The sequence below is a fragment of the Phytopseudomonas daroniae genome (genome assembly GCF_004327275.1).
In the GTDB taxonomy this organism is placed as follows: Bacteria; Pseudomonadota; Gammaproteobacteria; order Pseudomonadales; family Pseudomonadaceae; genus Aquipseudomonas; species Aquipseudomonas daroniae.
Map to the genome: position 1 here is coordinate 1 of NZ_QJUJ01000012.1, position 15,140 is coordinate 15,140.

Below are 15,140 nucleotides of genomic sequence, written 5' to 3' on the forward strand. Positions count from 1 at the left end.
CGGCCTTTGGCGGCTACAAGAAGTCCGGGGTCGGGCGCGAAACCCACAAGATGATGCTCGACCACTATCAGCAGACCAAGAACCTGCTGATCAGCTACGACATCAACCCTTTGGGCTTCTTCTGATCTTCCATAGACAGCCACCCCATAAAAACAATGCCCCCGATGCAGCACTGCCACGGGGCGTGAAGGAGTCTTGAAATGTCCAAAGAGACACTGACCACACCCTCTCAGGGTGGTGTGGAAACCGAAGCCGTCAGAGCCGAGTACTTTGCCAACCGGCAATTGAAGCAAGGCGCTGCTGGCTGGATCCTGTTGATCGGCCTCGGCGTTGCCTACGTGATCTCCGGCGATTACGCCGGCTGGAACTTCGGCCTGGCCCAGGGCGGCTGGGGCGGCATGTTCATCGCCACACTGCTGATGGCGACCATGTACCTGTGCATGTGCTTCTCGCTGGCCGAACTGTCCTCGATGATTCCTACTGCAGGTGGCGGCTATGGTTTCACTCGCACCGCCTTCGGCCCCTGGGGCGGCTTCCTCACCGGCACGGCGATCCTCATCGAATACGCCATTGCTCCCGCGGCCATCGCCTGTTTTATCGGCGCCTACTGCGAGTCACTGTTCGGCATCGGCGGCTGGATCATCTACCTGGTGTTCTACGTGGTGTTCATCGGCATTCACATCCTTGGAGCCGGTGAGGCACTGAAACTGATGTTCGTGATCACCGCGGTCGCGGCCATTGCCTTGGGCGTATACATCGTCGCCATGGTGCCGCACTTCCAGGTCGCCAACCTGTTCGACATCCCCACTACCGAGGCGACTGGCGCCAGCGCCTTCCTGCCGTTCGGCTACCTGGGCATCTGGGCCGCACTGCCTTACGCGATCTGGTTCTTCCTGGCGGTCGAAGGCGTGCCACTGGCTGCCGAAGAAACCAAGGATCCGAAACGCGACCTGCCCCGCGGCCTGATTGGCGCGATGCTGGTACTGCTGACCTTCGCCGGACTGATCCTGCTGGTCGGCCCGGGTGCGGCCGGCGCTCAATCGCTGATCGCCTCCGGTAACCCGCTGGTGGAATCACTGGTCAAGGTCTACGGCGGCTCCACCTGGATGAGCCAGTTCGTCAACCTGGTCGGCCTGGCTGGCCTGATCGCCAGCTTCTTCTCGATCATCTACGCCTATTCGCGGCAGATTTTCGCTCTGTCGCGCGCCGGCTACCTGCCACGCGGCCTGTCGCTGACCAACCGCAACAAGGCGCCGGTCATGGCATTGATCGTGCCTGGCATCATCGGCTTCGGCCTGTCACTGAGCGGCCAGGGCGACCTGCTGATTCTGGTGGCGGTATTCGGTGCGACGCTTTCCTATGTACTGATGATGGCCGCACACGTCACCCTGCGCGTACGCCGCCCGGACATGCCACGCCCGTACCGCACGCCAGGCGGCGCACTGACGTCGTCGGTGGCTCTGGTGCTGGCAGCGGTAGCGCTGATCGCCGGCTTCCTGGTCGACCCGAGGGTCGTGATCGGCGCGGCAGTCATCTACGCTCTGTTCATCGCCTACTTCGCCTTGTACAGCCGTCACCATCTGGTGTCCGGCACGCCGGAGGAAGAGTTCGCCGCCATTCAGGCCGCCGAACGCTCCCTGCGTTGATTGACCCCGAGTGGCCGCCTCGGCAGCCACTCGACAATGAGGGCACCTTTAAAAACGTAGGCGAGGCAGTCAGCGTAAGGCGAAAACAGGCGAGGAAGCGGAGTGTACTTTTGTACATGAGCATTCTGATCGGACTCGCGCACGAGCCTGTTTTCAACGCAGCGATGACAACGCAGGTAGTTTTTAGAGGTGCCCGGGAGAACTGATATGGCTCGCTTCACCCATACCATCGGCAACATGACCTGGAGTTTCGATAGCCTGCGCGAGCTGATGGCCAAGGCCAGCCCGGCGCGCTCCGGCGACTACCTGGCGGAGGTCGCCGCGCAAAGCGATGCCGAACGCGCCGCAGCGCAGATGGCCCTGGCCAACGTGCCGCTCAAGCATTTCCTGCAGGAAGCGTTGATTCCTTACGAAAAGGACGAAGTCACCCGGCTGATCATCGACACCTTTGATGCCGCCGCCTTCGCTCCGGTCAGCCACCTCACGGTCGGCGGCCTGCGCGACTGGCTGCTCGGCGACGATGCCGACGAAGCCAGCCTGAGCGCCCTGGCGCCGGGGCTGACCCCGGAGATGGTTGCCGCCGTCTCGAAGATCATGCGCGTGCAGGATCTGGTGCTGGTGGCCCAGAAGACCCGGGTGGTCACTCGTTTCCGCAACACCATGGGCCTACGCGGGCGCATGTCCACACGGCTGCAGCCCAACCATCCCACCGATGATCCGGCCGGCATCGCCGCCAGCATCCTCGATGGCCTGCTCTACGGTAATGGCGATGCGATGATCGGCATCAACCCGGCCACCGACAGCGCAAGTTCGATCCGCGCCCTGCTGGATATGCTCGACGCGATCATCCAGCGCTATGAAATTCCCACCCAGTCCTGCGTGCTGACCCACGTCACCAGTTCCATCGCCGCCATCGAGCGCGGCGCGTCGCTGGATCTGGTGTTCCAGTCGATCGCCGGCACCGAGGCGGCCAATGCCAGTTTCGGGGTCAGCCTCAAGGTACTGCAGGAAGGTTACGACGCCGGCCTGAGCCTGAAACGCGGCACCCTGGGCAACAACCTGATGTACTTCGAAACCGGCCAGGGCAGCGCCCTGTCGGCCAACGCCCACCACGACGTCGATCAGCAGACCTGCGAAACCCGCGCCTACGCCGTGGCCCGGCACTTCAACCCGTTCCTGGTCAACACAGTGGTCGGTTTCATCGGCCCCGAGTACCTGTACAACGGCAAGCAGATCATCCGCGCCGGCCTGGAGGATCACTTCTGCGGCAAGCTGCTCGGCGTGCCCATGGGCTGCGACATCTGCTACACCAACCATGCCGAAGCCGATCAGGACGACATGGACATGCTGCTGACCCTGCTCGGCACCGCCGGCATCAACTTCATCATGGGCATTCCCGGCTCCGACGACGTGATGCTCAACTACCAGACCACCTCGTTCCACGATGCCCTCTACGCGCGCAAGGTACTTGGCCTGCACGCCGCGCCGGAGTTCGAGCAGTGGCTGGCGCGCATGGGCATCTTCCAGCAGCAGGGTGGTCAATTACGCATGGGCGACGAGTTGCCGCCAGCATTCCGCCAGGCCCTGGCGCAACTGGCTTGAGAGGTCGTCATGGCAGACAAATCCCCCGCTACCGAAAACCCCTGGCAGCAATTGCGACAACTGACCCCGGCCCGTATCGCCCTGGGTCGGGCGGGCACCAGTTTGCCGACCGCCGCGCAGCTGGACTTCCAGTTCGCCCACGCCCAGGCCCGCGACGCCGTGCACCTGCCGTTCGACCATGAGGGCCTACGCGAGGAGCTGCAGGGCCGTGGGCTCGACACTCTGCTGGTGCAGAGCGCTGCGGCGGATCGACATATCTACCTGCAGCGCCCGGATCTGGGCCGGCGCCTCAACGAGGCATCCGCAGGCACGCTGGATGAATACGCCACGCAAAAGGGCCGTGGTTACGACCTGGCCATCGTCATCGCCGATGGCCTGTCGTCACTGGCCGTGCGCCGCCACAGCCTGCCGTTTCTGGAACGGTTGCTCGATCAGATCGGCGAGGAAGGCTGGACACTGGCGCCCATCACCCTGGTCGAACAGGGCCGGGTCGCGGTGGCGGACGAAGTGGGCGAACGCCTGGGGGCGAAGATGACGGTGATCCTGATCGGCGAACGCCCTGGCCTCAGTTCCCCCGACAGCCTGGGCCTTTACTTCACTTTCGCGCCGCGGGTCGGCCTCAACGATGCCTACCGCAACTGCATCTCCAACGTGCGTCTGGAAGGCCTGAGCTACGGCATGGCGACCTTCCGCCTGATGTACCTGATGCGTGAAGCCTGTCGGCGTCAGCTATCGGGCGTCGACCTGAAGGACGAAGCCGAAGTGCCGACCCTGGAAAACGCCGGGCCGGGCAACTTCCTGCTACCGGACAACAGCTGAGTCGATCCTCAGCGCGCCTCGATACGAAACCCCAGCCGCGGAAAGTGCACGTGCACGATCCCGGCGCGGGGATCCTCGCGGCGCAGAATCAGCTCTTCCGCGCCGGCGAACAGCAGTTCGCCTTCCACGGCATCCACACCGTAGTCGATGGCGGAAATCGCCACGGCCTGACCGCTGACGAAGCCGTTGGGGTCACTGAACACCTCCTCCGGCAAGGGCGCCGGAGCGGCCTCGCGTGCCACCGTGATGGCGTCCTCGCTGCTCAACGGCTCAGGCTTGCCGTGCCCACGGGCCAGCACCCGATCCAGCCAGGCCGCGACGGCCGGGTAGCCATCGACCAGCGGCGAGGTCACCGGCGTTGCGCGCAGGAACCACAGCGGGTGAGCCAGGGCGATATCGGCCAGGCTCGCCTCGCCAAACAGGAAGTCACCGCCGCCAGCGTCCAACTGGGCCTGCAGGCGTGCCATGAATGCCGGCCACTGGTGCTTGGCCTGCTCGGCCGGCAAACGGCTGGCCTGGCCACCGGTGAACAGCTTGGCGCGGTCGGCGATGAAGGCCTGGATGAACTCCGGGGGAGCCTTGGCGAAGCGCACGGCAATGGACTCCGGCTGGAACACCAGGCTGACCGCATGCTGGAACACCACGGAATCGGCCCATTGGGCGAAGGCGGCGATGGCGAACGCCTGGGTATCCGGCAGTAGCGCCAGCTGTGCCTGGTGCGCTTCCAGGCGGCGGGCGATCAATGCGGTGTCGCAGTAGATGTCGGCACCGATCTGCAGCACTGGCGTCTTGCGGTAGCCGCCAGTCAGGGCGGTGAGATCCGGCTTGGGCATCACCGGCGGAATCTGCACCGAACGCCAGGCCAGGTCTTTGAAGCCCAGCAACAGACGCGCCTTCTCGGCGAAGGGCGATGTGGGGTAATGGTGCAGGATCAGCTCAGGCATGGCAGGCCTCCAGTAACGGAATCAGGCCTGCAGCTTACGCTGAAGACAAATCGAGGCCCAGCTACTCAGGCTATTGGTGATGGCTGCTCATCAGGGAGGTGCATCAGACTACCGGTGGCAACCAGCGCCTCCTTGGCCCCTTTGCCCAGCCGCTTGATCGCTCGCTCGCGGCGCAGGGCATCGCCCTTGCCGGCACAGATTTCGCTGTAGACCAGGGCCACCGCCGGGCTGGAAAAGAAGAAGCGTGCGCCTTTGCCACTCTGGTGCTGGGCGAAGCGGCGCTGCGGATCGTCGCTGATGCCGCAGTAGAGCGCGCCATTGGCGGCGCGCACCAGGTAGACGAACCAGGCTTTATCCTGGCTGATGCTCATTGCGCGTACCGAACGGCGTCAGGCGAGCCATTCGCGGGCAGAGCGCCACACGCACATGCCGACGAAATAGGCCGAAGACAGGCCCCACAGCACCAGCAGCCATAGCGGTTGTGCCGGAAACTGCAGGATCAGCAAGGCACAGGCGAACATCCAGACCATGGTCACGGCGATGTTCAGCGGCATGAACTGCTTGACCCGGAACGGGTGCAGGAACTTCATGCGGGTCAGCGTCAGCGCGGCCAGCACCATGATGACGAGGAAGGTCACCCATGGCTCGAAGTCGAGCAGGTAGAGGTACACCACCACCACGTTCCATGCCGCGGGGAAGCCGACGAAGTAGTTGTCCTTGCTCTTCATGTTGACGTTGCAGAAGCAGAACAACGACGACAGCAGGATGATGCCGACGGACAACAGCAGCGTGTATTCAGGCAGCGGGATGAAGCGATAGACGAAGATCGCCGGGATGAATACGTAGGTGAGGTAATCGATCACTAGGTCGAGGGTCGAGCCGTCGAAATGCGGCAACACCACCTTGACGTCGTACTTGCGCGCCAGGGTACCGTCCAGACCATCGACCAGCAGTGCCAACCCCAGCCACAGCAGGCAGTTTTCCGCACGCCCCTCGATCAGGGCAAGCAAGGCCAGCATGCCAAGGATCACCCCGCTGGCGGTTACCGCGTGCACGCTCCATGCCTTGGCTTTACTGGGTGATAGCGACATAACACTCATGATCGAAATTCTCTGGCGGACGGGCTTACATTCAACGAATAGACCAATTGCGCACAATCTGCCCACCGTGGATGAAGGTTCAGACCGGAAAGCCTACCATTCCGTTCACCTGCGCGCTTCCACACCTTGCTGCCCGCCCGTCGCTCGGTCGGCCTGGAACCGGCGCAAACCATTGCTCGCCTGTTTGCGCACGGTCTTCTTCAGCATTGGCGTCCAGCCAATCAGCAACCCCTGAAAGCCCAGTGCTTGAGCGGCCCAGCGCCACAGATCGAAGTGATCATGGTGCTCGACGATCAGCCCATCACGAATCACGAAGCGGGCACGAATGTGATTGATCACAGTGCGCCCCGTCTGGCTGAACAGGTAGGTGGCGACCCAGGTGGCGCTGCCGCCGTGCTCGGTGGCCTCGATATCGCTGAACGTCAGCGAGAAGTCCTGCGCACGGCTGGTCAGCATGCGCCACATATCGCCAGCATCGTGACCCCGCAAGGTGCCGAAGGCCGGATCGCTGAAACACACATCCGGCGCATAGCAGCTCACCATCTGCTCGGCATCGAGCCGCTGGAAAGCCTGATAGAAACGGGTGATCAGTTGGGCATTGGCAACGGACATGGCATGGGCTCCGGAAAACGTCCTGCAGTATCGCTGGCGAAGGGTAGAACTACCATTTTCTGCGACTCATTAGGGTCACGCGATCACCATATGCGAACTATCCCCAAGCAGAAATGCGCGATTGCGCTCTGCGCACCCACGTAGGTAATCAGCGACCAGGGTGATGCGCTTGAGCTTGCGCAGATCCTCCCGGTAGTAGAGCCAGAACTGCCGGGTTACCGTGACCTGACCCGGTAACACCTCGACCAGGCGATCATCTGGAGCGGCCAGGAAGCATGGCAGAATGGCCAACGCCCGACCTTGCAGGGCCGCCAGATACTGGGCGACTACACTGGTGCTGCGTAGCGTGCTACTGGCATTCGGCACGATGCTCTCGAGATAGAGCAGTTCCGGGCTGAAGGCCAGGTCATCGACGTAGGTGATGAACGGGTGCCGGTTCAGGTCATCCACGCTGTGGATCAGCGGATGGGCATCCAGGTAGGCAGGGGTCGCATAGAGTTTGAGGGCGTAATCGCACAGCTTCGAGCACACGTAGGGGCCGCGCTCGGGGCGCTCCAGGGTGATGGCAATGTCCGCTTCTCGCCGTGACAGACTTATGAAGTGCGGCACCGGCAGTAAATCGATGGCTATATTCGGGTAAATATCCTGAAAGCCTCCCAGTTGCGGCGCGACGAAATAGCTGCCGAAGCCCTCGGTCGAGCCGATGCGAACATGGCCTGACAGCGCCAGGCTGGCCCCCGAAACCTGCTCGCAAGCCGTTTGCAGAGTGCTTTCCAGCGCTTCCGCGTAACCCAACAGATGCTGTCCCTCCGCCGTCAATAAAAAACCACTGGCACGAGAGCGCTCGAACAGCAACGTGCCGAGAGCCCTTTCCAATGCACCAATGCGCCGCGACACCGTGGTGTAGTCGACCCCCAGCCGTTTGGCGGCACTACTGGCGGTGCGGGTTCGCGCCACTTCGAGGAAGAACTTGAGGTCATCCCAGTTCATCTGACTAGCGGACATTATGCTTTTTTGCATAACAAACCTGTTTTTTTAAGGTTACAAGGAAAAAATTTGCATACCTATACTCCAGACAAGCAGCGCTTGCCAGCTGCCGACAGCTCCACGTTTCTACAACAAAAACAAAAGCAGGCAGCTCATGAACGAATCAAGTCCTCAAGGGGCGGCTTCCGGTCGCAAGCACTATCGCATCGCTGGCCTGGCTAGCATGGCGGGTACCACCATCGAGTGGTACGACTTCTTCCTCTATGGCACTGCGGCCGCGCTGGTCTTCAACAAGCTGTTCTTCCCCACCCTCGATCCCATAACCGGTGTACTGGCTGCCTTCGCTACGTACGCGGTTGGTTTTATCGGCCGGCCGCTGGGCGGTATCGTCTTCGGCCACTTCGGCGATCGCATCGGACGCAAATCGATGCTGATGCTCACCCTGATGATGATGGGCATCCCGACCATCGCCATCGGCCTGATCCCCACATATGAGCAGATCGGCTACTGGGCCGCGGTGCTACTGGTAATCATGCGTTTCCTGCAGGGCATGGCGGTGGGCGGCGAATGGGGTGGCGCGGTACTGATGGCCGTCGAACACGCCCCCGAGGGCAAGAAAGGCTTCTACGGCAGCCTGCCGCAGACCGGCGTCGGTGCTGGCCTGGTGTTGTCCACGCTGGCCATGGGCGCGGTCGCCACCCTGCCCGAAGAGCAGATGCTCAGTTGGGGCTGGCGTCTGCCATTCCTGGCCAGCGTGGTACTGCTGGCCGTGGGCTGGCTGATCCGGGTCAAGGTCGCCGAGTCACCCGACTTCGAGAAACTCAAGCAACAGAACCGCCGCGTACGCCTGCCGCTGATGGAGGTGGTGCGAAAACATCCGCGCGCAACGCTGACCATCATCGGTGCGCGCACGGCCGAAAATGCCTGGTTCTACATGGCGGTAACCTTCGCCCTCGCCTACGCCGCCAATCAGTTGCAGATTCCCCGTGGCGACGTCCTGCATGCCATCACCGCCGGAGCCGCGCTGTCGCTGGCGACCATGCCGTTCTGCGGCTGGCTGTCCGATCGCGTCGGCCAGAAGCGTCTGTACTTCGCCGGCCTGCTTCTGCTCTGCGCCTTCGTCTATCCCTTCTTCGCCATGCTCGGCACTCGCGAGCCGCTGCTGGTCTGGTGGGCGATGGTACTGGCGGTAGGTGTGGTCTTCCCGATCCTCTACGCCCCGGAGTCCCTGCTGTTTGCCCGCCAGTTCCCGGCGGAAATTCGTTACAGCGGCATCTCACTCTCGGTGCAACTGGCCGGTGTGCTCGGAGGTGGTTTCGCCCCGATGATCGCCACCAGCCTGCTCAGTGCCGCTGATGGCAGCCCGCGCTACGTCATTGCCTACCTGATCGGCATGGGCGTGGTCGCGCTGTTCTGCACCGCCTTGATGCGCGGCGACCCGGCCCGCCTGCCCCGCGTGACCGAAGAGCTCGACGAGCCGAGCCGCTCACCGCTGCGCGCCCGCTGATCCCCTTTCGCCTTCCCAGACAAGGATCGAACCATGACCGCTACAGTCAAACTGCTCATCAACGGCGAATTCGTCGAGTCACGTACCCAGCAGTGGCGCGATATCGTCAACCCGGCGACCCAGGATGTACTGGCACGCGTGCCCTTCGCCACCAGCGAGGAAATCGAAGCAGCCGTGGCCAGCGCCAGCCATGCTTTCAAGAGCTGGCGCAAGACGCCCATCGGCGCCCGTGCACGGATATTCCTCAAGTACCAGCAACTGATCCGCGAGCACATGAAGGAACTCGCCGCCATCCTCACCGCTGAACAGGGCAAGACCCTCGCCGACGCCGAAGGCGATGTATTCCGCGGCCTGGAAGTGGTCGAGCACGCGGCCGGCATCGGCAACCTGCAACTGGGCGAGCTGGCCAACAACGTCGCGGGCGGCGTCGACACCTACACACTGCTCCAACCGCTGGGCGTCTGTGCCGGCATCACGCCGTTCAACTTCCCTGCGATGATCCCGCTATGGATGTTCCCCATGGCCATCGCCACCGGCAACACCTTCGTTCTGAAACCCTCCGAGCAGGATCCGATGGTCACCATGCGCCTGTGCGAACTTGCGCTGGAGGCCGGCGTGCCGCCTGGGGTGCTCAACGTGGTGCACGGCGGCGAAGCAGCGGTCAATGCGATCTGCGATCACCCGGACATCAAGGCCGTGTCCTTCGTCGGCTCGACTCGTATCGGCACCCACGTCTACAACCGCGCCAGCCAGGCTGGCAAACGCGTGCAGTGCATGATGGGCGCGAAGAACCACGCCATCGTCCTACCCGATGCGCACAAGGAACAGACACTCAACAACCTCGCCGGCGCCGCGTTCGGCGCTGCCGGCCAGCGCTGCATGGCGCTGTCGGTGGTGATTCTGGTGGGCGAGGCCCAGAACTGGCTGCCGGATCTGGTAACCAGGGCGAAGACGCTCAAGGTCAGCGCCGGTGTGGAGGCCGGCACCGATGTCGGCCCGCTGATTTCCTGCGCGGCCCTGGATCGCGTCAGCGGCCTGATCGAACGGGGCGTCAATGAAGGCGCCAGCCTGGCCCTGGATGGGCGCAACCCGGCGGTTGCCGGCTACGACAAAGGCAACTTCGTCGGCCCGACCATCTTCGACAAGGTCACGCCGGGCATGAGCATCTACCGCGAGGAAATCTTCGGACCGGTGCTCTGCGTGGTGCACGCCGCCACCCTCGACGACGCCATCGCGCTGATCAACGCCAACCCCAATGGCAACGGCACGGCGATCTTCACCCGCTCCGGTGCCGCCGCACGGCATTTTCAGGAAGAGATCGACGTCGGCCAGGTCGGTATCAACGTGCCGATTCCCGTGCCGGTGCCGATGTTCTCCTTCACCGGCTCGCGCGGCTCCAAGCTCGGCGACCTCGGCCCCTATGGCAAACAGGTGGTGCAGTTCTACACCCAGACCAAGACCGTCACCCAACGCTGGTTCGACGAAAACGATGTCGGCGGCGCGGTGAATACCACCATCACCCTGAAGTGAGGCAACGACCATGAACATCGGATTCATCGGGCTAGGCAACATGGGTGGGCCGATGGCCCTCAACCTGCTCAAGGCCGGCCACCGGCTGAGCGTCTTCGACCTTTCCACCAGCGCGGTCGCGGCGCTGGTGGAGGCCGGGGCGAAAGGCGCCGATACGGCCTGTGACGTGCTGGCGGATGCCCAGGTCGTCATCACCATGCTGCCGGCTTCGGCGCATGTGAAGGCGGTCTATCTGGGCGAGGATGGCCTGCTGGCAAAGGTCGCGCCCGGCGTGCTATTGATCGACTCATCCACCATTGACCCGATCAGCGCCCGCGAGGTCGCCAGGGCCGCAGCCGAGCATGGCAACCCGATGCTCGACGCCCCGGTCTCGGGTGGCACGGGCGGTGCGGCGAATGGCACCCTGACGTTCATGGTCGGTGGCGCCGAAGAGGATTTCGCCAAGGCACAGCCGATTCTCGCGGCGATGGGCAGGAACATCGTTCACTGTGGCGGCAGCGGCAATGGCCAGGTCGCCAAGGTGTCCAACAACATGCTGCTCGGCATCTCCATGATCGGTGTCGCCGAAGCCATGGCTCTCGGTGTATCACTGGGTATCGATGCCAAGATCCTGGCCAACATCATCAACACGTCGAGCGGACGCTGCTGGAGCTCAGACACCAACAACCCCTACCCCGGCGTGCTCGACAACGTGCCGGCATCGCGCGGTTACAGCGGCGGGTTCGGCACCGACCTGATGCTCAAGGATCTCGGCCTGGCGACCGAGGCTGCACGGCAGATCAGGCAACCGGTGATACTCGGCGCTCTGGCCCAGCAGCTCTACCAGAGTTTCAGTTGCGAGGGACATGGCGGACTGGATTTCTCGGCGATCATCAGACGCTATCTGCGAAAACAGGAGCGCGACGATCCTGAAAGGCCTTGATAGCCAGACCAGGAAACAGTCCGCCCTCGGCGTGGCCGATCAACAGGAGGGCGGTAGCAGACTTCACGGAGTCGAAGAGCGCGCCGAAGGCTGAACAATAGACAGCCCGCACGCGCTCTTTCGCCTCGGTTTCCAGCCGCGTTTTATACGGCTACTTGTTGTACCTCGAACTTCTTCGGCGAAATGCCTGCTCAGCCCGTGAGCCAGTGGCCTGGCTCAATTGCGGTGTCGCCTTTCAATGCAGGATCTGGCCGAGGAACAGCTTGGTACGCTCGTTCTGCGGATTGTCGAAGAAGGCATTGGGCTCGGCCTGCTCGACGATCTCACCCTTGTCCATGAAGATCACTCGATCCGCCACGGTACGGGCAAAGCCCATTTCGTGGGTCACGCAGAGCATGGTCATGCCGTCCTGGGCCAGGCCGATCATGGTGTCGAGTACTTCCTTGACCATTTCCGGATCGAGTGCCGAGGTCGGCTCATCGAACAGCATGATCTTCGGCTTCATGCACAGGGCGCGGGCGATGGCCACACGCTGTTGCTGGCCGCCGGACAGTTGCCCCGGGAACTTGTGGGCCTGCTCCGGAATACGCACGCGCTCGAGGAAATGCATGGCGATTTCCTCGGCCTTGCGCTTGGGCATCTTGCGAACCCACATCGGCGCCAGGGTGCAGTTCTGCAGCACGGTCAGGTGCGGGAACAGGTTGAAGTGCTGGAACACCATGCCCACTTCGCGACGCACGGTCTCGATGTCCTTGAGATCGCGGGTCAGTTCAGTGCCATCGACCATGATGCGACCGGCCTGGTGTTCTTCCAGACGGTTGATGCAACGGATGGTGGTGGACTTGCCCGAACCCGAGGGTCCGCAGAGCACGATACGCTCACCCTGACGTACATCCAGATTGATGTCCTTGAGTACGTGGAACTGCCCGTACCACTTGTTCACGCCCTGCAACTGAATGATCGGCTCGGCGCTGGGTTGCTTGTTTGCTTCGCTCATCTAAGTGACTCCTTGGGGCTGATTCAGGATTTGGCGAGCTAGAGCCAGGCAAGGCGAAAACAGTCGAGAAAGCGGAATGTACTGTTGTACATGAGCATTTCGAGAGTGTTTTCAACGCCGCCTGGCCGACGCGCAGCGAATACTGAACAGCTCCTAACGTTTGTGACCGGTATCCAGCTTCCTCTCCAGATGGAGGGAATAGCGGGACATGCCGAAACAGAAAATCCAGAAAATCAGGGCGGCGAATACGTAGCCCTCGGTCGCCATGCCCAGCCACGCCGGGTCGGCAGCCGCCTGCTTGACGCTGTTGAGCAGATCGAACAGGCCGATGATGATCACCAGACTGGTATCCTTGAACAGGGCGATGAAGGTGTTGACGATGCCCGGAATCACCAGCTTGAGTGCTTGCGGCAGGATCACCAGACCCATCATCCGCCAGTAGCCCAGGCCCATGGCACCGGCCGCTTCGTATTGCCCTTTGGGAATAGCCTGCAGGCCACCACGTACCACTTCGGCGATGTAGGCCGACTGGAACAGGATCACCCCGATCAGCGCACGCATCAGCTTGTCGAAGCTCATGCCCTCGGGCAGGAACAGCGGCAGCATCACCGAGGACATGAACAGCACGGTGATCAGCGGAACGCCACGCCAGAACTCGATGAAGGTCACGCAGACCACCTTCACCGCAGGCAGGTTGGAACGTCGTCCCAGCGCCAGCAGAATGCCCAGTGGCAACGCACCGGCGATACCTACGGCCGCGATCACCAGGGTCAGCATCAGACCGCCCCAACGGCTGGTCGGCACGGTTTCCAGGCCGAACACACCGCCATGCAGCAAGCTCCAGGCAACGACCGGGTAGATCACCAGGAACGCGATGCCGTAGATGGCCTTGCGCGGGAAGCGGGAAATGAACAGCGGTGCTGCACCAACGATCGCCAGCACGGCGGTCAGATCCACGCGCCAGCGCAATTCACTGGGGTAGAAGCCGTACATGAACTGGCTGAAGCGCGCCTGGATGAACACCCAGCAAGCGCCTTCCTTGGTACAGTCGGCACGGGTGCTGCCCACCCAGTTGGCGTCGATGAACGCCCATTTGAGCAAAGGCGGCACCATCAGCCAGACGAGGTAGATGGCGAAGAAGGTCAGCAGCGTATTCAACCAGCTGGAGAACAGGTTGCTACGCATCCAGGCGACCACACCAACACTGGAGCTGGGTGGCGGCTGATCGGGTTTGAAAATATGGGTTGTGCTCATTGCGCTAGGTCCTCACCGCTCGATCAGCGCGATGCGCTTGTTGTACCAGTTCATCAGCAGGGAAATGCTGATACTGATCGCCAGGTACACACTCATGGTGATGGCGATCACCTCGATGGCCTGGCCGGTCTGGTTGAGTACCGTGCCGGCGAACAGCGACACCATGTCTGGATAGCCGATACCGGCCGCCAGAGAAGAGTTCTTCGCCAGGTTCAGGTATTGGCTGGTCAACGGCGGAATGATCACCCGCATGGCCTGGGGAATGATCACCTTGCGCAGGGTCGGGCCAGTGCGCAGGCCCAGGGAGCGAGCCGCCTCGGTCTGTCCGTGACTGACCGCGTTGATCCCGGAGCGCACGTTTTCGGCGATGAAGGCTGCGGTGTAGACGGTCAGTGCGATGGTCAGCGCCAGCAGTTCCGGGATCATCACCCAGCCGCCAACGAAGTTGAAACCCTTGAGCTCGGGTACCGACCAGTGCAGCGGACTACCGAAGATCAGCGCGAACAGCGTCGGGATGACGATCGCCAGACCCAGGCCGGCCCAGAACTTGTGGAACGGCACGCCGGTGGCTTCGAAACGCTTGTTGGCCCAACGGGTCATCAGCACGATGGCGACGATGGTGACCAGCACACCGACCGCGAACGGCCAGAACGCGCCGGTCGGCTCGGCCGCCGGCATGTTCAGGCCACGGTTGCTGAGGAAGAAGCTGTCGCCCACGTTGATGCTGGCGCGCGGCCCCGGCAGCGGCAGCAGCACGGCGAAGTACCAGAAGAGAATCTGCAGCAACGGCGGAATGTTGCGGAAGACCTCGATGTAGACGGTCGCCAACCGGCTGATCATCCAGTTCGGCGAAAGCCGCGCGATACCGATGATGAAACCCAGGAAGGTGGCCAGCACGATGCCGATGATGGAAACCAGCAGGGTGTTGAGCAGGCCGATGACGAAGACGCGGGCATAGCTGTCCGCTTCGGTGTAACTGATCAGGTGTTGGGCGATGCCGAAGCCGGCACTGCGCTCGAGGAAGTCGAAGCCGGAGGTGATACCCCGGTGTTGCAGGTTGGTTTGCGTGTTGTGAAACAGGAACCAGCCTAGCGCGATCACCCCTACGATGGTGATGATCTGGAATAGCCAGGCACGCACACGTGGATCGCTCAGGGAAAACCCTTGCGGTGCGCCGATGTTTTTCTGCATGGGAATGCCCCAGGTATAACGGAACGAAA

15 protein-coding genes are annotated in these 15,140 nt (G+C 62.4%); 7 read left to right on the forward strand and 8 right to left on the reverse strand.

Annotated features, from left to right (window positions below; translation table 11 throughout):
* The 4 genes from DNK10_RS22360 to eutC form a co-directional block, all read left to right on the forward strand.
* Positions 1-125: aldehyde dehydrogenase family protein (locus DNK10_RS22360; protein ID WP_131192306.1), on the forward strand; the 125-nt coding region annotated here is incomplete at its 5' end.
* 75 nt (positions 126-200) lie between these two features.
* Positions 201-1,646, forward strand: a complete 1,446-nt coding sequence (gene eat / locus DNK10_RS22365; protein WP_131193083.1) for an ethanolamine permease — start codon at positions 201-203, stop codon at positions 1,644-1,646.
* A 207-nt stretch (positions 1,647-1,853) separates the two neighbouring features.
* The gene (locus DNK10_RS22370; protein ID WP_131193084.1) at positions 1,854-3,248 is read left to right on the forward strand and encodes an ethanolamine ammonia-lyase subunit EutB; all 1,395 of its coding nucleotides are present in this window, start codon (positions 1,854-1,856) and stop codon (positions 3,246-3,248) included.
* A gap of 9 nt (positions 3,249-3,257) precedes the next feature.
* Complete coding sequence (gene eutC, locus DNK10_RS22375) at positions 3,258-4,067, forward strand: ethanolamine ammonia-lyase subunit EutC (RefSeq protein ID WP_131193085.1); 810 nt, start codon at positions 3,258-3,260, stop codon at positions 4,065-4,067.
* 8 nt (positions 4,068-4,075) lie between these two features.
* On the opposite strand, the gene DNK10_RS22380 is transcribed toward eutC, so the two are convergent.
* The 5 genes from DNK10_RS22380 to DNK10_RS22400 all read right to left on the reverse strand — a co-directional run bounded on the left by DNK10_RS22380 (position 4,076) and on the right by DNK10_RS22400 (position 7,743).
* Positions 4,076-5,011, reverse strand: a complete 936-nt coding sequence (locus DNK10_RS22380; protein ID WP_131193086.1) for a glutathione S-transferase family protein — start codon at positions 5,009-5,011, stop codon at positions 4,076-4,078.
* A gap of 65 nt (positions 5,012-5,076) precedes the next feature.
* Entirely contained in the window at positions 5,077-5,382 is a 306-nt protein-coding gene (locus DNK10_RS22385; protein ID WP_131193087.1) for a GIY-YIG nuclease family protein, read from the reverse strand.
* 18 nt (positions 5,383-5,400) lie between these two features.
* A complete protein-coding gene (pcsA, locus tag DNK10_RS22390) occupies positions 5,401-6,111 on the reverse strand; it encodes a phosphatidylcholine synthase (protein WP_131179844.1) in 711 nt (236 codons plus the stop codon).
* Between the two features lie 105 nt (positions 6,112-6,216).
* The gene (locus tag DNK10_RS22395) at positions 6,217-6,723 is read right to left on the reverse strand and encodes a nuclear transport factor 2 family protein (protein WP_131193088.1); all 507 of its coding nucleotides are present in this window, start codon (positions 6,721-6,723) and stop codon (positions 6,217-6,219) included.
* A gap of 75 nt (positions 6,724-6,798) precedes the next feature.
* Positions 6,799-7,743: a LysR family transcriptional regulator gene (locus DNK10_RS22400; protein ID WP_131193089.1), complete on the reverse strand. Its 945-nt coding sequence runs from the start codon at positions 7,741-7,743 to the stop codon at positions 6,799-6,801.
* A 121-nt stretch (positions 7,744-7,864) separates the two neighbouring features.
* Between DNK10_RS22400 and DNK10_RS22405 the strand changes: the two genes are divergently transcribed.
* From DNK10_RS22405 to mmsB, 3 genes are read left to right on the forward strand one after another with little or no spacing between them, the layout of a single operon-like run.
* Positions 7,865-9,217, forward strand: coding sequence for an MFS transporter (locus DNK10_RS22405; protein ID WP_131179841.1), 1,353 nt, complete (start codon positions 7,865-7,867; stop codon positions 9,215-9,217).
* Between the two features lie 33 nt (positions 9,218-9,250).
* On the forward strand, positions 9,251-10,747 hold the full coding sequence (locus tag DNK10_RS22410) for a CoA-acylating methylmalonate-semialdehyde dehydrogenase (RefSeq protein ID WP_131193090.1): 1,497 nt from the start codon (positions 9,251-9,253) through the stop codon (positions 10,745-10,747).
* A 10-nt stretch (positions 10,748-10,757) separates the two neighbouring features.
* Positions 10,758-11,669, forward strand: a complete 912-nt coding sequence (gene mmsB / locus DNK10_RS22415) for a 3-hydroxyisobutyrate dehydrogenase (RefSeq protein ID WP_131179839.1) — start codon at positions 10,758-10,760, stop codon at positions 11,667-11,669.
* A gap of 235 nt (positions 11,670-11,904) precedes the next feature.
* On the opposite strand, the gene DNK10_RS22420 is transcribed toward mmsB, so the two are convergent.
* The 3 genes from DNK10_RS22420 to DNK10_RS22430 form a co-directional block, all read right to left on the reverse strand.
* Complete coding sequence (locus tag DNK10_RS22420) at positions 11,905-12,666, reverse strand: amino acid ABC transporter ATP-binding protein (RefSeq protein WP_131179838.1); 762 nt, start codon at positions 12,664-12,666, stop codon at positions 11,905-11,907.
* Positions 12,667-12,819: 153 nt separating this feature from the next.
* Positions 12,820-13,920: an amino acid ABC transporter permease gene (locus DNK10_RS22425; protein WP_131193091.1), complete on the reverse strand. Its 1,101-nt coding sequence runs from the start codon at positions 13,918-13,920 to the stop codon at positions 12,820-12,822.
* 12 nt (positions 13,921-13,932) lie between these two features.
* Positions 13,933-15,111 carry an amino acid ABC transporter permease gene (locus DNK10_RS22430; RefSeq protein WP_131193092.1) on the reverse strand — a complete coding sequence of 393 codons (1,179 nt, stop codon included), beginning with the start codon at positions 15,109-15,111 and terminating at the stop codon, positions 13,933-13,935.
* Between the last annotated feature and the right edge of the window lie 29 nt (positions 15,112-15,140).

Bases quoted from the DNA above. Each gene is read 5' to 3' on its own strand.
- eat (WP_131193083.1), top strand. From the start codon at position 201: ATGTCCAAAGAGACACTGACCACACCCTCTCAGGGTGGTGTGGAAACC.
- DNK10_RS22370 (WP_131193084.1), top strand. From the start codon at position 1,854: ATGGCTCGCTTCACCCATACCATCGGCAACATGACCTGGAGTTTCGAT.
- eutC (WP_131193085.1), top strand. From the start codon at position 3,258: ATGGCAGACAAATCCCCCGCTACCGAAAACCCCTGGCAGCAATTGCGA.
- DNK10_RS22380 (WP_131193086.1), bottom strand. From the start codon at position 5,011: ATGCCTGAGCTGATCCTGCACCATTACCCCACATCGCCCTTCGCCGAG.
- DNK10_RS22385 (WP_131193087.1), bottom strand. From the start codon at position 5,382: ATGAGCATCAGCCAGGATAAAGCCTGGTTCGTCTACCTGGTGCGCGCC.
- pcsA (WP_131179844.1), bottom strand. From the start codon at position 6,111: ATGAGTGTTATGTCGCTATCACCCAGTAAAGCCAAGGCATGGAGCGTG.
- DNK10_RS22395 (WP_131193088.1), bottom strand. From the start codon at position 6,723: ATGTCCGTTGCCAATGCCCAACTGATCACCCGTTTCTATCAGGCTTTC.
- DNK10_RS22400 (WP_131193089.1), bottom strand. From the start codon at position 7,743: ATGCAAAAAAGCATAATGTCCGCTAGTCAGATGAACTGGGATGACCTC.
- DNK10_RS22405 (WP_131179841.1), top strand. From the start codon at position 7,865: ATGAACGAATCAAGTCCTCAAGGGGCGGCTTCCGGTCGCAAGCACTAT.
- DNK10_RS22410 (WP_131193090.1), top strand. From the start codon at position 9,251: ATGACCGCTACAGTCAAACTGCTCATCAACGGCGAATTCGTCGAGTCA.
- mmsB (WP_131179839.1), top strand. From the start codon at position 10,758: ATGAACATCGGATTCATCGGGCTAGGCAACATGGGTGGGCCGATGGCC.
- DNK10_RS22420 (WP_131179838.1), bottom strand. From the start codon at position 12,666: ATGAGCGAAGCAAACAAGCAACCCAGCGCCGAGCCGATCATTCAGTTG.
- DNK10_RS22425 (WP_131193091.1), bottom strand. From the start codon at position 13,920: ATGAGCACAACCCATATTTTCAAACCCGATCAGCCGCCACCCAGCTCC.
- DNK10_RS22430 (WP_131193092.1), bottom strand. From the start codon at position 15,111: ATGCAGAAAAACATCGGCGCACCGCAAGGGTTTTCCCTGAGCGATCCA.